This is a genomic window from Streptomyces sp. CA-181903, from assembly GCF_050937075.1.
Classification (GTDB): Bacteria; Actinomycetota; Actinomycetes; order Streptomycetales; family Streptomycetaceae; genus Streptomyces.
The window spans coordinates 90,497-113,298 of the sequence record NZ_JBNJLY010000001.1; the positions used below are offsets into that span (position 1 = coordinate 90,497).

16 protein-coding genes and 1 pseudogene are annotated in these 22,802 nt (G+C 74.0%); 4 read left to right on the forward strand and 13 right to left on the reverse strand.

Annotation, left to right across the window (positions count from 1 at the left end; all coding sequences use genetic code 11):
• Positions 1-132: 132 nt before the first annotated feature.
• From ACQEVS_RS00455 to ACQEVS_RS00495, 9 genes and pseudogenes are all read right to left on the reverse strand, one after another.
• Positions 133-1,236, reverse strand: coding sequence for a methyltransferase (locus ACQEVS_RS00455; RefSeq protein ID WP_433013465.1), 1,104 nt, complete (start codon positions 1,234-1,236; stop codon positions 133-135).
• Positions 1,237-1,277: 41 nt separating this feature from the next.
• Complete coding sequence (locus ACQEVS_RS00460) at positions 1,278-1,937, reverse strand: serine hydrolase domain-containing protein (RefSeq protein WP_433027147.1); 660 nt, start codon at positions 1,935-1,937, stop codon at positions 1,278-1,280.
• The gene (locus ACQEVS_RS00465) at positions 1,904-2,893 is read right to left on the reverse strand and encodes a serine hydrolase domain-containing protein (RefSeq protein WP_433027150.1); all 990 of its coding nucleotides are present in this window, start codon (positions 2,891-2,893) and stop codon (positions 1,904-1,906) included. Before ACQEVS_RS00465 ends, ACQEVS_RS00460 begins: the two co-directional genes overlap by 34 nt.
• Entirely contained in the window at positions 2,890-3,750 is an 861-nt protein-coding gene (locus ACQEVS_RS00470; RefSeq protein WP_433013467.1) for a class I SAM-dependent methyltransferase, read from the reverse strand. Before ACQEVS_RS00470 ends, ACQEVS_RS00465 begins: the two co-directional genes overlap by 4 nt.
• Positions 3,747-3,965, reverse strand: a complete 219-nt coding sequence (locus ACQEVS_RS00475; RefSeq protein ID WP_433013469.1) for a Gfo/Idh/MocA family oxidoreductase — start codon at positions 3,963-3,965, stop codon at positions 3,747-3,749. Before ACQEVS_RS00475 ends, ACQEVS_RS00470 begins: the two co-directional genes overlap by 4 nt.
• 167 nt (positions 3,966-4,132) lie before the next feature.
• Positions 4,133-4,858: pseudogene (locus tag ACQEVS_RS00480) on the reverse strand (Gfo/Idh/MocA family protein); the annotation flags it as partial.
• A 10-nt stretch (positions 4,859-4,868) separates the two neighbouring features.
• On the reverse strand, positions 4,869-6,176 hold the full coding sequence (locus tag ACQEVS_RS00485) for a B12-binding domain-containing radical SAM protein (RefSeq protein ID WP_433013471.1): 1,308 nt from the start codon (positions 6,174-6,176) through the stop codon (positions 4,869-4,871).
• 13 nt (positions 6,177-6,189) lie between these two features.
• Positions 6,190-7,275, reverse strand: coding sequence for a Gfo/Idh/MocA family oxidoreductase (locus ACQEVS_RS00490; protein ID WP_433013473.1), 1,086 nt, complete (start codon positions 7,273-7,275; stop codon positions 6,190-6,192).
• Between the two features lie 13 nt (positions 7,276-7,288).
• On the reverse strand, positions 7,289-8,935 hold the full coding sequence (locus ACQEVS_RS00495) for a hypothetical protein (RefSeq protein WP_433013475.1): 1,647 nt from the start codon (positions 8,933-8,935) through the stop codon (positions 7,289-7,291).
• A gap of 285 nt (positions 8,936-9,220) precedes the next feature.
• Between ACQEVS_RS00495 and ACQEVS_RS00500 the strand changes: the two genes are divergently transcribed.
• Positions 9,221-12,034: a helix-turn-helix transcriptional regulator gene (locus ACQEVS_RS00500; protein ID WP_433013477.1), complete on the forward strand. Its 2,814-nt coding sequence runs from the start codon at positions 9,221-9,223 to the stop codon at positions 12,032-12,034.
• Between the two features lie 65 nt (positions 12,035-12,099).
• Here the strand turns inward: ACQEVS_RS00500 and ACQEVS_RS00505 are convergent, their stop codons facing one another.
• A complete protein-coding gene (locus ACQEVS_RS00505; RefSeq protein WP_433013479.1) occupies positions 12,100-13,512 on the reverse strand; it encodes a PAS domain S-box protein in 1,413 nt (470 codons plus the stop codon).
• A 377-nt stretch (positions 13,513-13,889) separates the two neighbouring features.
• Here ACQEVS_RS00505 and ACQEVS_RS00510 point away from each other — a divergent pair, with 377 nt between their 5' ends.
• From ACQEVS_RS00510 to ACQEVS_RS00520, 3 genes are read left to right on the forward strand one after another with little or no spacing between them, the layout of a single operon-like run.
• Complete coding sequence (locus tag ACQEVS_RS00510; RefSeq protein ID WP_433013482.1) at positions 13,890-15,254, forward strand: ATP-grasp domain-containing protein; 1,365 nt, start codon at positions 13,890-13,892, stop codon at positions 15,252-15,254.
• Positions 15,251-17,257, forward strand: coding sequence for a PEP/pyruvate-binding domain-containing protein (locus ACQEVS_RS00515; RefSeq protein WP_433013484.1), 2,007 nt, complete (start codon positions 15,251-15,253; stop codon positions 17,255-17,257). Before ACQEVS_RS00510 ends, ACQEVS_RS00515 begins: the two co-directional genes overlap by 4 nt.
• On the forward strand, positions 17,254-18,603 hold the full coding sequence (locus tag ACQEVS_RS00520) for an MFS transporter (protein WP_433013486.1): 1,350 nt from the start codon (positions 17,254-17,256) through the stop codon (positions 18,601-18,603). The genes ACQEVS_RS00515 and ACQEVS_RS00520 overlap by 4 nt, the downstream gene beginning before the upstream one ends.
• Here ACQEVS_RS00520 and ACQEVS_RS00525 read toward each other — a convergent pair.
• From ACQEVS_RS00525 to ACQEVS_RS00535, 3 genes are all read right to left on the reverse strand, one after another.
• A complete protein-coding gene (locus ACQEVS_RS00525; protein ID WP_433013488.1) occupies positions 18,491-19,123 on the reverse strand; it encodes a hypothetical protein in 633 nt (210 codons plus the stop codon). The genes ACQEVS_RS00520 and ACQEVS_RS00525 overlap by 113 nt on opposite strands.
• A gap of 182 nt (positions 19,124-19,305) precedes the next feature.
• Positions 19,306-20,526 (reverse strand): PP2C family protein-serine/threonine phosphatase, encoded by a 1,221-nt coding sequence (locus ACQEVS_RS00530; protein ID WP_433013490.1) that lies wholly within the window; start codon positions 20,524-20,526, stop codon positions 19,306-19,308.
• A gap of 357 nt (positions 20,527-20,883) precedes the next feature.
• Positions 20,884-22,731, reverse strand: coding sequence for an FG-GAP-like repeat-containing protein (locus ACQEVS_RS00535; protein ID WP_433013492.1), 1,848 nt, complete (start codon positions 22,729-22,731; stop codon positions 20,884-20,886).
• Between the last annotated feature and the right edge of the window lie 71 nt (positions 22,732-22,802).

A 22,802-nucleotide genomic window follows, 5' to 3' on the forward strand; every position in this document is an offset into this window, starting at 1 on the left:
TGCGCTCCACATCCCTTCGGAGGGAATGATCGACAACGTCCGTCCGAAGATCGCTTTCTCCCTCTCCCGCTGCCTCACGTCCTCACCGCCCGGCGGGCCACCACGGTCCTGTGGCGGCCCGCTCCGCGCCCGCTACTTGACTCCGGCCACGAGGTATTCCGGGCCGTCCAGGTGGCTCACGGTGATGTCCCGGAAGCCTGCGGCGCGCATCCAGTCGCCGCACTCCGCGCCGGTGTAGCCGAGGCCGCCGGCCGAGACGGTGGAGACGTTGAGGCTGATCAGCAGGCCGGTGGTGCGCTCGCGCCGGTCGTCGTCGATCAGCGACTCGTAGATCAGCAGCCGGCCGCCCTGCGGGAGGGCGTCGTACGCCTTGCCGATGAGCATCTTCTTGGTGTCCAGGTCCCAGTCGTGCAGGACGTGGCCCATCACGATGGCGTCGGCGGTCGGCAGCGGGCCGGTGAAGAAGTCGCCCCCGCTGAAGTGCGCCCGGTCGGCGAGACCGACCCGCTTGAGGTGGGCGTCGAAGCCGGTGCCGACCACCGGGAGGTCGAAGCCGATGCCCTGGAGGTGAGGGTGCCGGGACAGCACCTGCGCGAGCAGCGAGCCCTCGGCGCAGCCGACGTCGGCCACGGTGCGCACCCGCGACCAGTCGTAGCGCTCCGCGAGGGCCTGGTTGGCGCCCATGCTGTAGCCGGTCATCGCCCGCAGGAATCCGGTCACCTGGTCGGGGGCGGCGTACGCCTCGCCGAAGGTGTCGTCGCCGGCTCCGCTGTCCACGAGCTTCGGGTCGCCGGCGCCGCCCTGGTCCGCGGCCTGCGAGGCCGCCAGGGCCGCGGAGAAGTCCAGCCGGCCGCCGCTGCGCAGCGCGGCGGTCAGCCCCGTCCAGCAGCCGAAGCCCGCGTTGAGGAACGAGAGGTAGCCCGAGATGTCGGTGGCCGGTTTGCGGGGGTCCAGGTACCGGTCGGCGAGCGGCGCGTTGCGGTAGACGCCGCTGTCGTCGCGTTCCAGCAGCCCCATGGACACCAGGGCGTCGAGGAAGTCGGCGGCGCCTCGGCCGGCGATGCCCAGCTTCCGGGTGAGGTCGGGGAGGGTGGACGGGCGTATGGCGAGCTCCTCGAACACGCCCAGTTCGACGGCGCTCAGCAGCGCCTTGGACTTCCAGAAGGCGACCGCGACGTCGATGATGGCGTGCGGCGAGCCGGCCGCCGGCGCGGCCCCGGGCTGCGGGGTGGTCATGCTCTGTCTCCGTTTTCGTGGTGCGGGTCGAGGACCCGGGGTCAGGTCAGCCGGAGGTCCTGGTAGACGGCGTCACCGATGGTGATCATCCGCTGCTGGTGCTCCTCCTGCCAGGTCTTGCCGTTGAGGTGCAGGGCCACCACCAGGCCGGCGTCGGGGTCGGCGAAGGCCGCCGACGTCCACAGCCCGTAGTGGCCGAAGGTGCGCAGGGAGGCGTGGCGGCTGAAGGCCGTGCACGCGTCCCCGAGGTGGCGGGACTCGACGCGGAAGCCGAGCCCCCAGTCGGCGTTGCCGAACGGGTCGACCAGGCCGACCCGGTGGCGAGTGGTGAGCGCGGTGACGGTCTGCGGCAGCAGGATGCGCCCGTGGCGCCCGCGGCCGCCGTCGGCGAGCGCGGTGAAGAAGAGCGCCAGGTCGGACATGGGCCCGCGGATGTTGAGCCCGGGGATGGGCCGGGTGCAGGCGGCCTCGGTCGCGTACCAGTGGGTGGGCTGGGGCGGGAGGCCGCCGCCGGTGATGTGGATGAGCGGCAGCCGGTCCGCCTCGGCGCGGTACTCGTGCGGGGTGAGCACCACGCGGGTGGCGTCCATGCCGCAGGGTGCCAGGATCTCCTCGGTGAGGTAGCGCTCGTAGTCGCGGCCGTCCAGGGTGCGGACGACCTCGGCGATCAGGAACCACGCCCACCACGGCCCGTAGGTGATGCGGGTGCCGGGGGCGTGCCGGTGGGGACCGTCATCCGGCGCAGCAGTTCGCGGCGGAGGGCGACCGGGGCGGCCATGGCTCCGTGCAGCGGGTCCAGGCCCATGGGCACGGCCGAGGTGTGGGTGAGCAGTTGGTGGAGGGTGACGCGTTCGCGGCCGTCGCCGTCGTACCAGGGGAGGTAGCGGGCGACCGGCGCCATCGGGTCGAGCAGGCCGCGTTCCCACAGCTGTCCGACGGCCGCCGCGCCCAGCGTCTTGGCGCAGCAGTACCAGATGGGTCGGGAGGCGCGGGTGAAGGGCACGCCCGGGCGGCTGCTGCCCAGGGCGGCGGAGACGTCGGTGCCGCTCGGGGCGTGGCTGACGTGGAGCTGGGCGCCGGGGGTGGTGCGGCCGAGCTCGGTGTGGAGGGCGTCCATCGTGCGGGGCAGGATCTCGGCGGCGGCGCGGACCGCGGCCGCCTCGTCCTCCGGGGCGGTGACGGCCGCGGCGGCGTCCGGCCGGTGGCGGGTGGCCGGCGGTGCGTCGGCGGTGCACCGCCGCAGCCGGGCCAGCGCCCCGGAGGGGTCCTGTTGCAGCAGCCGGTCCAGGAAGAAGACGAAGAGGAACACGCCTTCCAGGACCAGCCGTCCGTGCTCGAAGAGCCGCACCCGCCGCTCGGCGTCCCCGAAGAGGAACAGCCGGGCGTCCTCATGGGCGAGTGTCAGGGTGAGGGTGGGGCGCTCGTCCCACTCCCCCGCCCGGAACGCCAGGGCGCCGGTGGTCTGGTCCACCAGGACGAGGACCTGTCCCGCCACCCCGGGCGGCGGATCGGTCAGGCGCAGGCCGAGCCGGAGGGCGGTGCCGTCGTCGGGGGACCGCCCGGCCGTGGCCTCGGCCGCGGCGCGCAGCCACTCCGGGGAGAACAGCGAGTGGACGGTGGGGAGGGTGGGGCGCGGCACCGTACCGGTGTCGTTCACCGTACGGCCCTGGCGACGGTGAAGCGGACGATGTTGCGGCTGGTCAGGCTGCCGTCGGGGGCGCGCAGCCGGGACAGTTCCGCGTCGACGGCGGCGATGGCCTCGTGCATCCGGTCCTGGGGCACGCTCTCCCAGAACTGCCGGCCGGCGGTGGACCACACCCACTGCCACCACTGGCGGATGCCGAGGAAGCGGGTGACACAGGGCTGTTCCACTGTTTCGACGGAGCCGAAGCCCTCCTCGGTGAGCATGGTGTGCAGGTCCTCGACGGAGCGGAACGGGCTGTCCGGCGGGAGTCGGTGGGAGGAGGCGCCGCCGTAGGGCGCGCCGGCGGCGAAGACCGGGGCCCAGCGCGCGTCCTGCTCCCCCCACCAGGAGAGGGCCAGGCGGCCGCCCGCGCCCAGCAGTTGGCGGTAGCGGGCGGCGGCCGCCCTGGGGTGGGGGAAGAAGAACATCGAGATGCCGGCGAGTACGGCGTCCAGGCTGCCGTCGGTGGGTCCGCCGGGCTGCCACCGCACGGTCTCGGCGTCGGCGACGAGCGCGCGGGCGTTGTCCAGCCCTTCCTCCGCGATGGCCGCCCGGGTCCGTTCGACCATGCCCGGGGAGATGTCGACGCCGGTCACGGATCCGCGTGGGCCGACGGCCCGGGCCGCCGGGAGGAGGACGGCGCCGGTGCCGCACCCCACGTCGAGGACTCGTTCGCCCTCCCGGAGGCCGGCGTGCTCCACGAGCCGGTGGCCGAGGTCGGCGAAGTGGGAGACGCCGGTCCGCTCGTATGTCGGGGCGCTGCGGTCGAAGAGCCGGGCCAGCGCCTCCTTGTGCTCGTCCGGCGCCGGCTGCCGAAGGGTCGCGCTCATGGGTTCCTCTCCGTGTCCTGTACGGGGTTGCCGCTGTCGTCGAGCCGTACCGTGCGGCCGGTGCGGGCGGAGGTGTACACGGCGTGCACCGCGGCCACCGCCCGCCGTCCCGCGGCGCCGTCGACGAGGGGCGGCCGGCCGGTGCGCACGGCGTCGCAGAAGTCGGCGAGCTGGTCGCGGTGGGGCTGGTGGAGCAGGCCGACGCGGTCGCGCACGGGGGGCTCCGGCGGCGGGGGCAGCGGTCGGCGGCCTGGTTGCCGTCGCCGTAGGCGCCGTACGCGCCGGCCTGTTCGCCGTCGTGGGCGGCGTGGAAGTAGGCCAGTTCGTCGTTGTCGATGACGACCGATCCGCGTTCGCCGTTGACCGCGACGCGGGTGGTGCGTCCCGGGTACGCGGCGGTGGTGGCCAGCAGCGCGCCGAGCGCGCCGCCGGCGAACCGCAGGCTGGCGGTGGCCACGTCCTCGACCTCCAGGCCGTCGTGGGCGAGCAGGCCGGTGTGGGCCGCGGCCTCCACGACGGGGCCGGCGAGCCACTGGGCGAGGTCGACGGCGTGCACGGCCTGGTTCATCAGGGCGCCCCCGCCGTCCAGGGCGCGGGTGCCGCGCCACCGCCCCGACGCGTAGTAGGCCGGCGCTCGCCACAGGGGCACCTCGATGAGGACGGAGGTGAGGCGTCCCAGCGCGCCGTCCTCGATCGCGGTCTTCGCCACCCGGGCGGCGGGGTCGAAGCGGTGCTGGGAGACGACGCCGAGGGTGCGGCCGCTGAGCCGGGCGGCGGCGATCAGCCGGTCGGCGGCCTCGGGGGTGACGTCGAGGGGTTTCTCGACCAGGACGTGCTTGCCCGCGCGCAGTGCCGCGGTGCCCAGGTCGGCGTGGGTGCCGGAGGGGGTGCACACGACGACGGCGTCGATGTCCGGGTGGGCCGGCAGTGCGTCGACGGGGAGGGCCGCGCAGCCCAGTTCGGCGGCGAGCTCCCGGGCCCGTACCGGGTCCCGTCCGGCTACGGCGGTCAGTTGGGCCCGTCCGCGCAGCGGTCCGTCGGGCCGGGCCAGCAGCCGGCCGAGGAAGCCGCCGACGGAGCCGCAGCCGAGGATGCCGAAACGCAGCACGCCGGCCTCCTCAGCCCGCCACCGGGGCGATGGCGTTGCCCAGGTAGTTGGGCAGTCGGGTGAGTTGCTGCTGCTGGTGGTCGAGGTCGGTGGGGTAGGAGAGGCGGTAGCGGCGGGTGACCTCCTGGACCTCGTGCCAGGTGGCCGGGCGCTTCCCTTCGTTGTACCGGGGGGCGAGCCGGTCGTAGAGGCTGGTGCCGGGGCGCAGGTAGAGCTGGTTGATGCCGAACCAGGCGCCCAGTCCGGCGGCCCAGTCGACGAGCCGGCCGGAGACGCACGCCTCGTCCTGCGGGAGGCCGAGGAGGACGAAGGCGAAGGGGGTGATGCCGGCGTCCTGCAGCTTGCGGACGGCTTCGGCGATCTGCGCCTCGCTGACGCGCTTGTGGACGCCGGTCTGGGCGATGGCGGGGGATTCGGCGCCCAGCCACATGCCCTGGCAGCCGGCCCGTGCCCACGCGGTGACGTCGTTCTTCAGGACGACCTCGGCGCGGGTCTGGCCGACCCAGCCCAGTCCGCGGCCCTCCAGCCGGGCGCACAGGTCGCCGTAGAAGGCGCGGTTGATGCCGAAGACGTAGTCGAGGAAGAACACGAACTGCAGGCCGGCGGTCTGCTGGGCCTCGATCTCGCGCTCGACCCGGTCCAGTGGCTGGTTGCGCATCCTGGTGCCGAACGGCAGGTGGCAGAAGGTGCAGCCGTAGGTGCAGCCGCGGGCGGCCAGCACCATGCCGCAGGGTCCGGGCAGCGGCAGTCCGCCGGAGATGACCTCGGCCGTGTAGTCCGCGACGGGCACCAGGTCGTAGGCGGGGAAGGCGAATTCCTCCAGGGGGATGTTGGGGAAGGGCCGGGGGCGGGGCTCCGGGGAGTCCAGCAGGTTGTGCGGGGTGGTGGTGGCCGGCAGCACGGGCGCGTCGGCGCCGGAGAGCAGGCTGTGGACGGCGCCGACGGTGGCCGAGTCGGTCTCGCCGCAGGCGATGTGGTCCACGCCCAGCTCGGCGCGGGTGGCGTCGGGCAGGTGGGTGCCGTGCGGGCCGACCGCGATGGTGCGGGCCGCCGGGTAGCGGGCGGTGGCGCGTTCGACGGCGGCCCGTACCGGCTCCAGTTCCAGGGGGTAGCACTGGGCGCGGTCGGCGATCGCGGAGAAGATGACGAGCAGGTCGAAGTCCTGGCCGTCGGGGGCCTCCTGGAGGCGCTGGTCCCACACGGCGACGGTGTGTCCCTGGGCCCGCAGCTGTCCGGCGGCGGTGACGGCGTCGAGGGGGAGCTGGACGAAGTACTGGTCGAACGGGTTGCTGGGGATGACGAGGCAGATCCGGCTCATGGGCGGTTCGCTTTCACAGTCGGGTCGGCAGGGCGGCGGGGGCCGAGTGCGGGGCGTCGGCGGGGGTGTCCGTGCGGGCGGCCAGTGCGGCCAGCCGGCCGATGCGGCCGAGGGGCCGCAGGTCGAGCGCGGGGCGCGGACCGGGTCCGAGCAGGGTGGCGATGGCGTGCCGCAACGCGTTGTCCATCGGCGAGTCGGGCACCAGCCACTCGCGGTGGCCGGCCGGTCCGTCCAGGGTCAGCCGGTGGGTGTTGCGGGGCAGCCGGGTGCCGTTGGGCAGGAAGACCGGGTCGAGTTCGAGGGTGAGGAGGAACGGTCCGGCCTCGACCCGGGCCAGCCGCAGCCGGCTGTCGGAGGCGGGTCCGGTGCGCCGGGCCCAGGCGGGCGCGGGGGCCGCGTGCGGGGCGTCGGGGCCGACGATGGTGGAGTACAGCTCGATCTCGACCGCGGGCCCGTCGGCCGTGCTCAGCGTCGTGGTCTCGTGGGCCGCGGTGCTGGCCAGCCGTGGATCGCGGGCGATCCGTACGGTGTGCGGCGCGGGCCCGGCCGACAGGTGGCGGTGGAAGGCCGGGGCGGGCAGCAGACCGCCGAGGACGGCGAGCATGTGCAGCCACTCGTAGCCGAAGACCCCGTAGTCGAGGTCGATGAAGCGGCCGGCCGCGATGTCCTCACGGCGGTCCTTGCAGAAGGCGACGCGAATCGCCCGCACCGAGTGCCGGGGTGCGAACTCGGCCCGTACGGCTTCGAGGATGGCGGGTGCCTTGGCGTGCGCGTACTGGTTCATCACCACCAGCCGGGCCCGTTCGTGCGTGTCGAGGAGTGCGGAGAGTTCGGGGCCCTCCCAGGAGCGGCAGGCCGGTTTCTCCACCAGGAGGCGGGCCTCCGGGTCGCGGTCGAGGACGGCCGCCACGGCCTGGACGTGACCGGCGGTCGGGGTGCAGACCGACCAGACGTCCACGGGCCGGTCGGCGGGCAGGTCGTCGATGGTGGGGGCGGGGCTGTCGGGGTCGGGGGCGGCGGGGTCGACGACGGACACGGACAGGCCCATGCCTTCGAGGAGTTGCCGGTGCAGCCGACCGGCCACCCCGTGCCCGATCACGCACACATGCGGCCTACCGGGCATGGGCGGCCTCGCGGTCGGCGGCGTGGACCCGGGAGAACGCACCGGTGCCCAGCGGGGCGGTCCGGTCGCACAGGTACTGGCTGTAGTACGCGTCGAACAGTCCGGCGTCGTCGATGATCCGGTCCACCGGTTCCAGGTGGATCCCGGGCGCGAACCGCCCGGGGTCGCGGCAGAGGGCGAGCGCGGCGAGCAGGGTGCCGGCGCGGTAGGCGTCGTAGCCGCGGTTGGCGATGCCCTCGTACTCGAAGAGGTTCAGCGAGCGTCCGTCGCCGAGCACGGTGACGGAGGTGGCGTGCGGCAGGTCGTAGCGCACGCCGACGTGCGGGATGCGCAGCGCGGTGGCGCCGGGGTAGCCGTCGGTGAGCACGCTGAAGTCCTTGGTGGCGAATCCGGCCAGCAGCACTCCGTCGGGCAGCAGCGGCACGTCCTCGGCGGTGACGGCGGTGTCGCCGCTGCTGCCGAGGATGAGGAAGGGCCGCTGCCGGGCGAGGGCCTCCGCGATGGTGCGGTGGGTCTCGAAGCCGTCCTCGGCGGCGGTGATCAGCGCGAGGACGTCGGTGTCGACCACGGCGACCCGGCAGCCCAGGGCCCGCAGCGAGCGGGCCGCGCGGGCGCCGAGGGTGCCGTAGCCCAGCAACAGGACGTGGCGGCCGATGAACTTCTGGCCGGGCACGATGGCGCGCAGCCGGCGCACGCAGGAGTCGGCGATCTCGTTGTAGCCCAGCCGTGACTTCAGCCGGGAGCGGGCCATGTTCAGTACGGGGATGGCCAGTTCGCCGGGGGCGCCGGCGATGCGCTTGAGCCCGCTGACCGTCAGTTCGACGGCGGCGTCCACCCGGGGTCCGGGCCCGTCGGCGCCGTAGCCCTGGGCGAGCAGCCCGCCGTCGTCGATGACCAGGACCTTGCGGCCGGCGGCGTGCGCCCGGCGGACGAACTCGGCCACCTGGGCGTCCACGGCGCGCGCGTGGGTGGTCTCGGCCGCTCCCGCGGTGCCGTTGATGACGGAGTTGTCCAGGATGTCGCTGGCGTAGCCGCGGTGCAGGAACCAGGAGTGCACCCGCTCGCGGTGCTGGGTCCTGTCGCCCTTGGACAGCGCGAAGATCCACTCGGGGTCGAGGCCGGCGCGTTCCATGGCCAGCAGGAAGCCGACGCTGTTCTCCACGTAGTGGTCCCGGAAGACCAGGGCCCACTTCGAGAGGGCCGGTTCGGGGCGGGCGTAGCGGTCCAGCAGCGGCATGCCGGCCACGATGGCGGCGGCCTCGGCCTCCGTGTAGCACCGGGCCCGCCGGCCGATGGCCGCCGCCAGCGCGGTGAACAGGCCGTGGGCGCGTTCGGAGGGGGCGCCGGAGGCGGTGAGCACGATCCGGTGGGTGCCCGGCCCGGCGACGACGGGGTCCAGGGTGCCGGGCGGCTCGTCGGACAGGGGACGGCTGCGGACGTCCAGGCGGGCGCCGTCCACCCGTACCGTGTACTGCCCGGGCCCGTGCACGGTCAGGTCCGGCGCCACGGGCACCAGGCCGTGCCCGTCGAGGACCGTGCGCACGACCGTCAGCAGGTCGGTGGTGCCGAGTGGCCCCTCCAGCACCTCGCAGGGGCCCGGCGGATGGGGATCGTCCGCACCCTCGCCGGGGGACACGCGACTCGAAGCGACATCAGACAACGACATATATCCACCCACGCCAGGCGTGCATTCCTCGTGAGAACGGGTCCTGTGGCGGCGGGGGCCCGGGCGTGGTGCCGCCCTCGCGGGCCTGCCGCGACAGCAACTTTGCGCCGGCCCCGGGCGGTCACACATCTGTCGGTCGACGGGGGGCGACGATCCGGTAACCGGAGGAAATCCGTCAACCCTGGCCGGATAGGACCGGATTGATCAGTGAATGTATCCGTCATATGACAGAGTTCCGAAAGGAAGGGAGCATCGATGCTGGTCGGACGGGAGTGTGAGCTACGGCGGTTGGCGGACGTCACGGCCGGCGTACGCCAGGGGCGCAGTCACGCCCTTGTGCTGCGCGGCCCGGCCGGGGTGGGCAAGAGCGCGTTGCTCCAGCACATCGCGAACCACGCCGCGCCCGGGGTACGGGTGCTGTCCACCGTCGGCGTGGAGAGCGAGGCGGAGCTTCCGTTCGCCGCCCTGCACCAGTTGCTGCGCCCGTTGCTCGGCTCGGTCGATGTGCTGCCGGCCCCGCAGAGCGCCGCGCTGCGCTCGGCCTTCGGCATGGACACCACGCCCGCCGACCGGTTCCTGGTGGCGCTCGCCGCGCTGACGCTCCTGTCGGAAGCGTCCCGCACGGAACCGCTGTTGCTGCTGGTGGACGACGCCCACTGGCTGGACTCCCCCTCCGCCGACGCCCTCCTCTTCGTGGCCCGGCGGCTGGGCGCCGAAGGTGTCGCGGTGATCTTCGCCGTACGTGACGGGTCCCAGCCCTTTCCCGCGCCGGGGGTGCCCGACCTGCGCGTACCGCCGCTGGAGGCGGGCGCGGCCCGGTCGCTGCTCGCCCACCTGCTGCCCGACGCCGCGCCCGCGGTGCGCGAGCGGCTGCTGCGGGAGGCGGACGGCATCCCCCTCGCCCTGGTCGAGCTGTCCGCCGCCCTCAGCCCCGCACAGTTACGCGGCGCGGCGGCGTTGCCGGACGAACTGCCGCTGACCGAGCGGCTGCAGCGGCTGTTCCGCTGCCGGGTCACCGGCCTGCTGGCCGAGCCCGGCAACGCCCTCCTGCTGACCGCCGCCGAGGGCGACGGCGACCTGGCGGTCATCGTCCGTGCCGCCGGGGACACCGAACGGGCCCTGGACGAGCTGTCCGCCGCGGCCACCGCGGGGCTGGTGTCCCTGGACCCGGAACGGGTACGGTTCCGCCACCCCCTGGTCCGCTCGGCCGTCTACCAGGGCGCGCCGCTCAGCGAACGGCGCGCCGCGCACCTCGCCCTGGCCGACGCGCTGGGCGAGGGCGACGACCGGCACGTCTGGCACCTGGCCGCCGCCGCGGTGGGTCCCGACGACCGGGTCGCGCAGCTGCTGGCCGAGATGGCCGGCCGCTCCCGGCGCACCGGTGGTGTGGCCACCGCCAGCAAGGCGCTGCGCCGCGCCGCCGCACTGGCCTCCGCCCCGCGCGACCGCGCCCGGCTGCTGATCGACGCCGCCGAGTGCGCCTGGAAGGCCGCCGGGACCGCCCAGGCCGAGGCCCTGCTCGCCGAGGCCGAGGGGTTGCTCACCGAGGCCGAGCCGCTGTCGGAGGTGTCCGCGCTGCGCGCGCGGCTCGTCCAGGTGCGCGGCGCCATCGCCCATGCCTCCGGTGATCCGGCCGTCGCCTGTCTGATCCTGCTGGAGGGTGCGCGCCTGGTGCAGGAGGACGATCCCCGGCTGGCCTGCGAGACCCTGGTGATGGCGGCGCGTTCGGCCTGGGTGGCCGACGACCCGGCTCGGCTGGCGGAGATCGCCGGTCTGCTGGCGCGGCTCCCGGCGGTGGCGCCCGAGGTCCGGAACCGCTTCGTGACGCACCTCCGGTACCTCGCCGGGCCGGCCGGCGCCGCGAACCCGGACACCCGGCACGGGGGTCCGGCCCCGGAGGTGCTCGACGGCGGGCCGGCCGAGACGGCCGGCACCGACGGCAGGAAGGTCCCCGACATCTGGCTGTCCGGCACCGACCCCAGACCGTGGGTGTGGCCGCCGACCTTCCTGCCGTATCTCCTCGATGCCACCGAGCCGTTGCGCGACGCCCACCGGCGTGCGGTCGAAACCCTGCGGAACAACGGCGCGATCGGCTCCCTCCCGATGTCCCTGGCCCCTCTGGTGGCGCTGGAGCTCGTCACCGGCCCCTGGCCGACCGCCACCGCCAACGGCACCGAGGCCCTCTCCCTGGCCCTGGAGAGCGGCCAGTTGGGCGCCGCCTCCCATCTGCGGGCGATGCTCGCCTGGCTGGCCGCGGCCCAGGGTGACGGTGACCGCTGCCGCGTGCTGGCCCGCGAATCGCTGGAACTCTCCGCCCCGCGCCGGATCGCTTCCGCCATCACCCTGGCGCACTGGGCCCAGGGGCTGAACGCCCTGGCCGAGGGGGAGCCCCTGCACGCCGTCAAGCTGCTGGGCGAGATCTGCGCCCGAGGGGGCGGCGCCGGGCACTTCATGCTGCGCTGGATCGTTCTGCCGGACTTCGTCGAGGCGTGCGTCAGGGCCGGCGAATCCGAGCGCGCCCGCCAGGCGCTGACCGACTGCGGCCCCGCGCACCCCGCGTTGGCGAACCATCCGCAGCTGCGCTCCGGCTGGCGTCGTGGCCGGGCCCTGCTCGCCACGGGCGACGAGGCGGAGGAGCTGTTCCTCGGCGCGCTGGCGGACACCGGTCTCTCCCCCTTCGAGACCGGCCGCTCCCACCTGCTCTACGGCGAGTGGCTGCGCCGCCACCGCCGCATCAAGCCGGCCCGCGAGCAACTGCACCTCGCCGAGGCCCAGTTGGACGGCGTGGGCGCGCTGCCCTGGTCGGAACTGGCGCGCGCCGAACTACGGGCCGCGGGCGGCCGCCCCGCCCAGGAGTCTTCCGTGGCGGCCGCTCCCCAGGGCGAGGAACAACGGCTGACGGCACGCGAACTCCAGGTCGTCCGGCTCGCCGCGCAGGGCCTGAGCAACGGCGAGATCGCCGCCCGGCTGTTCCTGAGCCCCCGTACCGTCGGCTATCACCTCTACAAGATCTTCCCCAAGGTGGGGGTCACGTCACGGGCCCAGCTGTACGGACGGTCCTTCGGCTGACCCACGGCCGCGTGAGTGCCCCGAGAGACCCCGGAGAAAAGGCGCCGTCGGCGGGTGACGCGCCCTCAGACGGCGCTGAGCGGATGGGCCGCCGTGGCGGAGCGCGGGGGCCAGGCGCATGGGGTCAGGATGCCGAGGACGTAGGCGCGGGCGACGAGGGCGGGGCGGGTCGCCGCCCCCAGGAGCTGTCGCAGGCGGCTGAGGTGGTAGTCGACCGTCTGCCGGGACAGTTGCAGTGAGGTGGCGATGTCGCCGTTGCTGCTGCCCTCCGCGAGGAGGGAGAGGATGCGGACCTGTGCGGCGGTGAGCGGCGCGTGCGCCTCGTGGGCGAGGCTCTGGTGGGTGACGACCGCCCAGACGTGCCGGGCCCGGGTGGCGGAGTGGCCGATCGTCGTCAGGTGGAGCCGCGCGCGGCGCCGCAGCCCCTGGGCGTCCACGAGCACCACGGAGGTCTCCACCCGCCTGGTGCGGCGCGCTATCAGGCCGTTCCAGCGCCGGAGCAGCCGGTCGGGGTCGGGTTCCGGGACGAGCAGGGTGTGCGCGCGGCGGCCGACCAGGTCGTACGGGCTGAGCCGGAACAGTTCGGCCGCCGCCGCGCTCGCCTCGACCACGCGCCCGTTCGCCGAGAGCAGCGCGCAGGGCAGGCCGCTGTGGTCGCGCAGGGCCCGCAGGTTCTCCTCGGCCTCCTGCCACCGGACCGTGGCGCGCAGGTGGTCCGTGACGTCGACGTAGATTCCGGCGACGCAGGTCTGCGCGTTCTCCCGGACGGGGAAGCGGTGGCCCACCGCCCGGCCCGCGCTGCCGTCCCGGCGCCGGTAGCCGACGGTGTGGCGCACCGGCGTACCCCGGCTGAGGATCTCCTGGTCGAGGGTGCGGAACTGGTCGGCGTCGGCGGGCTCGTCGAGGTCCTCTATGTACTTGCCGACGACCTCGTCCGGGACCGTGCCGTAGAGATGCCCGTAGGCGTGGTTGGCCCACAGGTAGCGTCCTTCGCCGTCCCGTATGAAGGCGGCGGCCGGGGCGAGGTCCACCAGGTCCGCGAAGGCCGCGAGCCCGCGTGGGACCTCGGCTCGGGTGCCGGTCTCCGTCCCACCGGCCCCCATCACACCGGTCTCCGTCGCACCGGTCCCCATCCCGCCGGCCTCCATCGCACCGGTCTCCATCCCGCCGGCCTCCATCGCACCGGTCTCCGTCCCGCCGGCCTCCGTCGCACCAAGCTCCGTCGCACCGGCTTCCATCGCGAGGCCGTGCGTACGGCCGCGGGCCCGGCTCCCGCCCGGGAGCCGGCCGGCGTCGAAGGTTTGGCTGACGTCGAAAGTACGGCCGTCGAACCGGATCCGCCGGCGGCCCTCCCGCGGCGCGTGCCCCGGCTCGGGGAGTTCTCGGCGCAGCCGGTCCAGGAAGCGCCGCGCCGTGCCCGGGTCGGAGAAGGCGCCGCCCCCTGCTCCCGCACCCGCCCCGTCTCGTCGGCTTCCCACCAGAACACGGGAAGGTGCTCGAGCAGCGCTTTGAGCCTGGAATCGTCCATGGGGTCTCCGTCCGTGTATGACTGGCTGACGCTCAGTCACACAACGTGGGATGTCCCGGCCTCGCTCCATCACACGCCCGGTTCTCGGCCGGATGCCGCTGTGGCGGGAGTGGCGGCGGAGGCAGAGGCGTTGTGGGACTCAGGCAAATGCCTGAGTCCCGGGGTTCCAGAGGGGCGTTGCGGGCGTCCGCCCCCTGGTCTCCTTGAGTGAGCGGGTGAACACGCCCCGCCACGCGGGCCGCAGGGCCCTCGGAGACCACCACGCGTTCCCCCGGCATACGGCGACCGTGGGAACCGGACGAATGGAGACGAACTTCAGTGAGCAAGGTGCTGTTAGTGCATGCCAAGGGTGGTCCGCCGCTCGGTCACGTCCTGTCCCGGACGGCCGCGAAGGCGGAAGTGCACCTGCTGGCGCTCAGCGCTCTTCCTCCCGCCGTGGCGGGCTCCGCCCGCAGACTGTGCGCCTCGGTCGTGACGCCGGCCGACGCACACCGCCGCGACCTGGTGTCCCTGACCGTCGAGCGGGCCGGGGCCGTGGGCGCGGACGCGGTGCTCACCTTCTCCGAGTACGCGGTCGTGGCCGTCGCCGAGGCGTGCCGGGCGCTCGGCCTCGCGGGGGCGGGCGGCGCCTCCGCGCTCGCCCGCGACAAGCGGCTGATGCGCCGCACCTGGCGGCGACACGGGCTGCCGCAGCCGGAGTTCCGCTCGGTGGACTCCGAGGCCGACCTGCGCTCGGCGGTGTGCTCCCTGCCGGGTCCGCTGCTGCTCAAGGCGGCCTGGAGCGCCGGGTCCACCGCGCACCAGATCATCCGCTCCCCGCACGAGGTGCCGGCCGCCTGGGCCCGTTCCCGTGACGTGATGGCCGAATCCGCCCAACTCGGCTACGCGGAGCTGCATGTGGCCGAGGCCGAGGCGCACTACGTGGTCGAGCGGATCGTCACCGGCACCGCGTCGGACTGGTTCGACGAGCCCGGCTGGGGCGATTACGTCAGCGTCGAGGGCGTCGTGACGGACGGCGTCTTCCGGCCGGTGTGCCTCAGCGGGCGGATGCCCACGGTCGAGCCGTTCACCGAACGCGCGAGCATCACCCCCGCCCCGCTGGCCCGGGACGTCCAGGACCGGATCGTGGACCTGGCCCGCCGCGCGGTCGACGCCCTCGGCCTGCGCGACTGCGGGACCCACACCGAGATCAAGCTCGGCGCCGACGGCGAGATGTGGCTGATCGAGACGGCCGCCCGGTTCGGCGGCGCGATGACCGTGCCGCAGATCGAGGAGGTCTTCGGGCTCGACCTCGTCGGCATGCTCGTCGACCACCTCCTCGGACGCCCGGTCGCGTGGCCCGAGCAGGCCCTCACCCCCGAGCGGGCGCGCGGCGCGGCCGGCTCCCTCGTCGTGCTCGCGGTCGACGGCCGCGGCCGGGCCTGGCCGGACCGCAGGGTCTGGGACTTCCGCGCGGTCTCGGCGGACGTCCCCCTCAGCCGCGGCAGCCGCCTGTCGGTGGTCGCGGAGAGTTCGCTCCCCGACGGCAGCGCCGTGCCGGTGTACGACCCGGCCGCCGGCGCCAACACCATGGCGGCCCTGTGCCTGCTCTCCGCCGCCGACGCGCGGACCGTGCTCCGCGACTTCGAGACCGTCGTGGACGCCCTGCCCCGGGTGCTGCCCGTCGCTCGCCCCCAGGAGGTTTCGGCATGACCCAGTTGCTCACCGGTGCCGCCGAACCGGCCACGGACCGCACGGTCGTCGGCGAGAACCTCTCCCTGCCGCTCTTCCGCACGCTGTCCGGCGTCCTGGCGGGACACCCGTACCTCAAGGTCGTCGTCGACCGTGCCGAGAACACCTGGCACCTGCTCGACACCGCCGTACACCCCTTCCACGTCGACTACGTCGCCACCCGCGTCCTGGGCATGGACCTGACCGCACTCGACGCGGACCTCGACGCCTTCAACGCGTCCGTCTACACGGACCCCGGGCGCCGCTTCCTGCTCGGCGTGCTGTCCCTGCACACCGACGAGGACACGGACGGCCACGAACGCACCTTCCTCGTCCTGGAGACGACCGAGGCCGACACCATGCACGGTGAACTCCTCACGTTCTTCTACGAGTTCGTGCGAGCGCGGGTCGACGACAGGCTGCCGCTGCTCCTCAAGCCCGCCAACCACGGGCAGGAGGAGGAGCTGGCGGCCATCAGCGAACCGCGCGTGCCGCGCATCCTCAGCCACGAGCTCTTCGGTTCGCGGACCCGCACGCCGCTCAACCCCGGCGAGGCCACGGGGCGGCTGCGGTTCTTCCGTACGCACGAGGAGTACGCGGCGGCGGAGGCCGGGCTCGGGTGGGCGGACATCGTGGCCATGCCGTGCCTGCCGGACGACGTCCCCCGGGTCGCGGGATTCCTCAACACCGCGCCGATCACCCCGCTCTCGCACACCAACGTCCTCGCCTCCGGCTGGGGCATACCCAACGCGATCGTGCGCGACCTGGAACAGCTCGTCGAGAAGGACGGCCTGGACGGCGCGTGGGTCCGCTACCGGGTCCGCGAGGACGGGATTTCCCTCGAACGGCTCGACCACGAACCCGACCTGCGGGCCCCGGCCTGGCACCGGCAGCGCATCCGTCTCGACCCGCCGCTGCTCGAGGACGTCCCCGTGCTGGCCCTGCACCGGCTGCGCGGCGCCGACCGCGACCGCTACGGCACCAAGGCGGCCAACCTCGGCGAGCTGCACCACGTGCTCGACAGCCGTACGGCCGACCTGACCGCCTTCTACGGGCGGCCCCGCCCGCCGCGCGAGGACCTCTACGGGCACCTCGCGGCCCGTCTCGGCCTGAACGCTCCCTCCCTCGCCGAACTGCGCGCGGCCGCGGCGGACTTCGTGGCCGCGACGGTCGCCGCCCCCGAAGGCGTCGCGCTGCCCTTCGCGCTCCAGCAGCACTTCCTGGCCTCCTCCCCCGCCATCCAGCAGGGCATCGGCAAGCTCAAGATGGCACTCGAACTGGACGCGGGCGACGTCCTGGACTCGCTCTGCCTCCAGCTCCAGCACCTGATCCGGCACACGCCCGTTCCCGAGCCGGTCGCCCGGCAGATCGGCCAGGCCCTTCCCGCCCCCGCCGGCCCGGGCGGCCGCCTGGTGGTGCGCTCTTCGTCCAACGCCGAGGACCTTCCCGGGTTCTCCGCGGCGGGCGTCTACGAATCCGTCACCACCGCCCACGGAACCGGTGGGCTCCTGGACGCCGTACGCCAGGTGTGGGCCTCGCTGCTCTCGCCCCGCGGCGTGCGCCTCCGCCACCAGGTCGGCATCTCCCTGGACGACACGTACATGGGCGTCATCGTCCAGGAGTACGTCCCCGCGTCGCTCGGCGGCGTTCTGGTGACCTGCGATCCGACCCGCCGCCAGGACTTCCGCAACGTCTACCTCAACTGTTCCCCCGGCTCCCCGGAGCAGGTGGTCGAGGGGTCGGTCCTGCCGCAGCAGTACCTGTACAACACCGTGGAGGGCGGCGGCCGTACCGTCGCCCTGGGTGCCCGGGGCGACGAGCTCTCCGCCGCCACCCGCGCCCGGCTCGCCGACCTGTCCCTGACCGGGCGGCTGTTGCAGTCCCACTTCAGCGCGTCCGACGTGGACCGGCCGTTGGACATCGAGTGGCTGATGACCGACCGGGGCGACTTCCGGCTGGTCCAGATCCGCCCCTACGCGCTGTGAGGGCGCTCTCCGGCCGGCGGGAGGCGGGCACGGGCCTCACCGTCACCGCCCGCCGGATCATCCGGCTCAACTACGGCTTCCAGCTGCTGTTCAACCTGCTGTGGTGGATGCCGGTGTTCTACGCCTACCAGAAGGAGGCCGGGCTCTCGGACGGCCAGATCTTCGGCATCCAGAGCATCTACTACGTGGCCTTCTGCCTGTTCGAGATCCCGACGGGCCTGATAGCCGACCGGATCGGCACCCGCAACTGCCTGCGCGCCGGCGCGGTGGTCATGACCGCGGCGAACCTTGCCCCGGTGGTCAGCGCCTCCTACGCCGGCTTCCTCGTCCACTTCCTGGCCATCGCCGCCGGCCGTTCCCTCACCTCGGGAGCGGCCAGCGCCTACCTGTACGACGGGCTGCGCGCCGAGAAGTGCGACGAGCACTACATGAGGGCGGAGGGCACCGCCCGGGCGCTGGGACTCGTGGCGAAGGTCGTGTGCTGGCCGCTGGTGGGGCCCCTGATGGCCGTGACGCATCCGGCCCCGTACGTGCTCAGCGCCGCGAGCGCGGCGGGCTCCCTCGCCTGTGCCGTCGCACTGCCCCGCCTCGCCGGGGCGGGCGGCGGTACGGAGGGGACGGGCGGAGGGCGCGGGGGCGGTGCGTTCCTGCGGGACGCGGGCGCCGCCCTGCGCTGCGTCGCCTCCTCGCGTTGGCTGGCCCTGTTGATGGTGCAGGGCGTCGCGATCTTCACGCTCTCCCGGATCTGTCAGGTCAACCTCTTCCAGCCGATCCTGCTCGACCACGGCATCGCGGAAGCCTCGCACGGCAGTGTGATGGCGGCGATGACGGTGGCGGAGGCCGCGGCGTCGGCCCGCCCGCAGTGGCTGAGCCGCCGCCTGTCGCCGGTCGCCTGGGTCTCGGTCCTCAGCCTCGCGCTGGCGGTCAGCCTGGCGGCCATGACGCTGGGCGGGCCGTGGGCCGTCGTCGCGCTGCTCTGCCTGTTCGCCGCCGCGACCGGCTTCGCGTATCCCGTCCAGCGCAAGCTGGTGAACGACGCGGTGCCGGCGGACGCCCCGCGCGCCACGCTGCTCTCGGTCGAGAGCATCGTGGACCGCGCGGTGTGCGCCCTGGCCGCGATCGCCGTGGGCGCCTATCTCGCCGCCGGGCGGCTGGACGCCCTGCTGTGGCACAGCGCGCTCGCCACGGCGGTGCTGATCGGGGTCCTCCACCTGCTGCTGCGCGGTGGGGCGGTCAGGCGGGAGCGCGCCGGCCGAGGAGTTCGACCAGCCGGACCGGGAGAAACGCGGGCCGGTGCGGCCGACCGACCCGATACGGCACGAAGCCGAGCGAGGAAGCCGCTCTGACCTCCTCGGCCGTCTCCGCCTGATAGACGACGCGGCACCGGCCCGAGCCGGCCTTCGCCCGCTGCCAGAGGGCGGGGGCCGGCTTGCGTTCCGCCTCGGTGCGCGGGGTGAGGACGCGGTCGCCGAAGTCCTTCCAGGCGAAGGGCGCGGGCCCCCGCCATGCGGCGTCGACCTCCTTCCGCAGCCTGGCGGCGCGTTCGGCGTCGGTCGTGCCCCAGGAGGGCGGCACATTGGTGATCAGGCCGACGGGAACGCGGCGTTCGCGCAGGGCGCGCAGATAGGAGGCCGCGCCGGGTCGGTAGCCGGTGCTGCCGTCGGCGGCGGTGTGCACGAGGGTCTCGCCCAGGTCGAAGTACACGATGGGGCAGGCGCGTTCACGCGCGACGGCGGCCGTTCTCGTGACGTCGTCCGCGTCTTCGGGCGGCGCCGCGCTCGCCGTGGCGCTGAGCGCGGCCCACATCAGAGCCGCGCTCAGCGCGAGGCCCGCCCGCAGGGAGCCCTTGGTGGTGGATCCGTTCATCCGTCGTCACCCTTTCCTCGTGCGCACCGGTTCTCCCGCCCTACCTCTGCACACCGCGTGTCACGCGAATCCCGGTCGACGGTGTCGCTGAACGAGCTCACCGAGCCGTACCCGGCCCCCTGGGCTCCGCCGATCCCGCGCGTGCCCGGCCCGGGCCCGTCCCCACCCCGCGGGGCACCCGCTCACTCGACGTCGGTGACGGCCGGGGACGAGTGCTTGTAGGCGTCGGTGGCGCGTTCCCAGGAGTCGGTGCCGTGCCAGTCCAGTACCAGCGCGGTCGCGTCGTCGGGGATACGGCCTTCGCACACGTCGTGTATGGCCTCGGCCAGGGCCCGTACCACCTCGCGGGGATGCTCGTCCCGGGTGGCGCGGATGAGGGCGGAGAGGTCCACGGCGGCCGCGTCGCGCTCTTGCATGCCGTCGGTCAGCAACACCAGACGGTCACCGGGCAGCAGCTCCAGCTTCTGCGCCTCGTACTTGACCGGGGCGTGGATCCCGAACGGCAGGTTGACCTTCAGCGGCACCTCTTCCACTCGGTCCTGCCGCAGCCGCAGCGGCCAGGGGTGACCGGCGTTGACCAACTGGCAGGCCCCCGTGTCCAAGGCGATGCGCAACAGCTGGCCGGTGGTCATGCCCCGGCCGTAGGTGTGCACGGCCTCGTGCGCGGCTCGCGCCTGCTCGGTGATGCCGCTTCCGATGCGGCGTGCGCCGCGCAGTGCGTTGACGGTGAGGGTGGCCAGCAGCGCGGAGTCGGTGTCGTGGCCCATGGCGTCGGTGATCGACAGGTGCAGGACGTCACGGTCGAGGGCGTAGTCGTAGGTGTCGCCGCCGATGTCATCGGCCGGTACCAGCCCGCCGGCCAGGGTGAACTGGGCCGCCTCGCAGCAGGGCGCCGACGGCAGCAGCTGGTGCTGGATCTCCGCGGCCAGGCTGGTCCGGGTCGTCCGTCTGCCCCAGTGGTACAGGTCGGTGAAGCGCCGGTCGGTGACCACGATGTACGCCAGCGCGTGGGCGGCCTGCGCCACCTGCTCCCGCACCTCGTCGTCCACGCAGGACAGCGACAGCTCCAGGACGCCGACGCAGTCCCCCCGGTTCGTGACCGGCGCGAGGAGACAGACCCCGCCCTCGCCGTCCGCCTCCTCGTGGAGCCGCTGGTCGCGCAACACCCGGTCGTAGACGCTGCCGCGCAACTCACTGCGCTCCGGTCCGCCCTCCCTGGGTGGATCACCGGCGCGCGGCAGCCGGACCATCTCCCTGCCGACCAGGTCGACGAACAGAAAGGACACCATACGCGCGCCGAACCGCTTCTCCAGGTTCCGGGCCACCACGTCCACCGACTCCACCGGCGCGGCCTCCTCCGCCGCGCGCAGCACCTCGTCCAGCCCAAAACGTTCGCCGTCCACTGCACACACCTCCCCGGTCGTTCGTCCCTTTTTCCCCCGACCGGCCGCCGCCACTCTGCCGCCATTGCGACGTGCGGCACGTTTCAGGCGGTGGGAGCGGGTCCGGGGCCGGCTTCCTGGGAAGTCCGGACCCGTGGGCGGCCCGGGACGGACGCCTGGGAGGGGAGTGACACATCCGGGTACGGACTACCGGCCTGTGCATCGGGGAACGCTTGATCGGGAGGGGGCGTGTGATCGGGAGGGCGCGGGGTCGCCGCCGTCGGGCGGCCCGGGCCGATCGTGACGGGGTGACGGACTCCGGCGCCGAGGGCCGGGCGCCCTGACGCGGCCGCGGAGGCCCATGGGGAGCCGTCGGAGCTACCGGGTCCTGAAGTGGCGGAAGAGGTTGCGGGCCACGTACACGCCCGGGCCGCCGAAACCGACGATGTCGACGCGTCCGTCGCCGGTGATGTCGGCGACGAAGCGGGGGTGACGGCCGACCCGCCAGGCGCCGGCGGCGTCGTCGTACCCGAACCCGCGGCACACCAGCCGCGCCTGCTCGAACCGGCCGTCGCCGCGGCCGTGCGACACCCAGACCCCTTCGTCGCCGAAGCCGACGATGTCCGGGTTGCCGTCACCGGTGACGTCGGCGAGGAAGCGGAGGTGCTTCTTGCCCGTCCAGCCCTGGGCGAGCCCGAAGTCGTTCAGGACGAGCTTGGCGGGCTCGAACGTACCGTCGCCGCGCCCATGTGCCACGACCACGCCCTGCGGGCCGAACCCGACGATGTCCACTCCCCCGTCGCCCGTGGTCTCGAGCAGGAACCGCGGGTGCTCCTCGGCCGAGCTCCACCCCTGGTCGGCTCCGAAGTCGTCCAGGAGGTAGACGGGTTCGGGGAACGTGCCGTCCTCGTCCTGGAGGGACACCCAGACGCCGTCGTCGTGGAAACCGACGATGTCGGCGCGTCCGTCGCCGGTGGTGTCGGCGAGGAGGCGGGGATGCCTGCCGGCGAGCCAGCCCCCCGCTTCCTTGTCGTGGCCGAACGCCCGGAGGACCGGCTCGTCCGCGAGCGGGGCGAACGTGCCGTCCTCGTCCTGGAGGGACACCCGGACGCCGTCGTCGTGGAAACCGACGATGTCGAGCCTGCCGTCACCGGTGGTGTCGGCGAGGAGGCGCGGGTGCCTGTCGGTCTGCCACGCGCCGGCCTGCGGGCCGTGCCCGAACGCCTTGAGGGCCGGCTCACCGCTCGCCGGCGCGAACGTCCCGTCCTCGGCCTGGGGGGACACCCGGACACCGTCGGCGGCGAGTACGACGACGTCGAGCCTGCCACTGCCCGTCGTGTCCACGAGGGTCCACAGGTCCGCGGGGCTCGGGGAGGGCATGGGCGGGTGCAGGACGCGCTCGTCGTCGAACGTGCCGTCGCCTCGGCCGGAGGACGCCACGGCCCCCTTCGTGGGGTCGATCCCGATGATGTCCGCCCGTCCCGTTCCCGCGATGTCGGCGAGGAACCGGTCGCCGGGCCCGGCCCACCGGACGGGCTGTCCGCCGGCGGGGCGGGCGGGCCCTTCGGGTTTCCACCCGCCGGCGTCCTGGTCGCCGCCGAACTCTTCGAGGACCAGCAGCATGTCGCTGAAGGAGGGTGTCGCGCCGGGGACCGGCCGCAGCGCGGTCGAGGGGGCCAGCCGCCAGGACCGGCGGCTGTTCCAGTGGCCCAGTGCCGCCCAGCGCAGCACCGGGTCGCTGATCCGCTCCGGCTCGGCCGGGACGAACGTCCACCGCTGGCTCTCCGCGCCCTCGTCGTACGCGCGCAGCACCACGCGGGTGTCCTCGTCGCCGGGATCGGCGAGGTCGAGCACGGAGCCGTCGGTCAGGCCCTCGATGCGGTAGCGGCCCGCTTCCCCCTCGACGGGGACGATCCGCCACTGCTGGCCCGCCTGGTTGCCGGCGGCCGCGTCCCACTGGCGGACGCCGCGGTCCGCGGCGGCGGGGTCGTCGAGCACCTTGCCGCCGGCGGCGTTGCGGATCACGTACGGCTGCTCGTCCGCCGCCGGTCCGCCTTGCGCGGCCTGTACGGGGGTGAGCTGCCACTGCTCCGGGCCGGGGTCGCCGTCGGGGACGTCGCGGACGACGAGCGCGCCGTCCGCGCCCGGCGCGGCCTTGACCGCGAGGGTCTGCCCCGTGGCGGCGTTGACGATGGTCAGCTTCAGGTCTTCCGTGGGCACGGGCATCGGGCTGCCTCTTCCAGCTCTTCCAGGCGGTTGGGGCATGGGCTCGGGACGAAGGCGGGGCGGTGGTGGCC

Coding starts and splice junctions, on each gene's coding strand:
- ACQEVS_RS00485 (WP_433013471.1), bottom strand. CDS start 6,176: ATGAGCCGGATCTGCCTCGTCATCCCCAGCAACCCGTTCGACCAGTAC.
- ACQEVS_RS00500 (WP_433013477.1), top strand. CDS start 9,221: ATGCTGGTCGGACGGGAGTGTGAGCTACGGCGGTTGGCGGACGTCACG.
- ACQEVS_RS00470 (WP_433013467.1), bottom strand. CDS start 3,750: ATGAGCGCGACCCTTCGGCAGCCGGCGCCGGACGAGCACAAGGAGGCG.
- ACQEVS_RS00525 (WP_433013488.1), bottom strand. CDS start 19,123: ATGAACGGATCCACCACCAAGGGCTCCCTGCGGGCGGGCCTCGCGCTG.
- ACQEVS_RS00535 (WP_433013492.1), bottom strand. CDS start 22,731: ATGCCCGTGCCCACGGAAGACCTGAAGCTGACCATCGTCAACGCCGCC.
- ACQEVS_RS00455 (WP_433013465.1), bottom strand. CDS start 1,236: ATGACCACCCCGCAGCCCGGGGCCGCGCCGGCGGCCGGCTCGCCGCAC.
- ACQEVS_RS00515 (WP_433013484.1), top strand. CDS start 15,251: ATGACCCAGTTGCTCACCGGTGCCGCCGAACCGGCCACGGACCGCACG.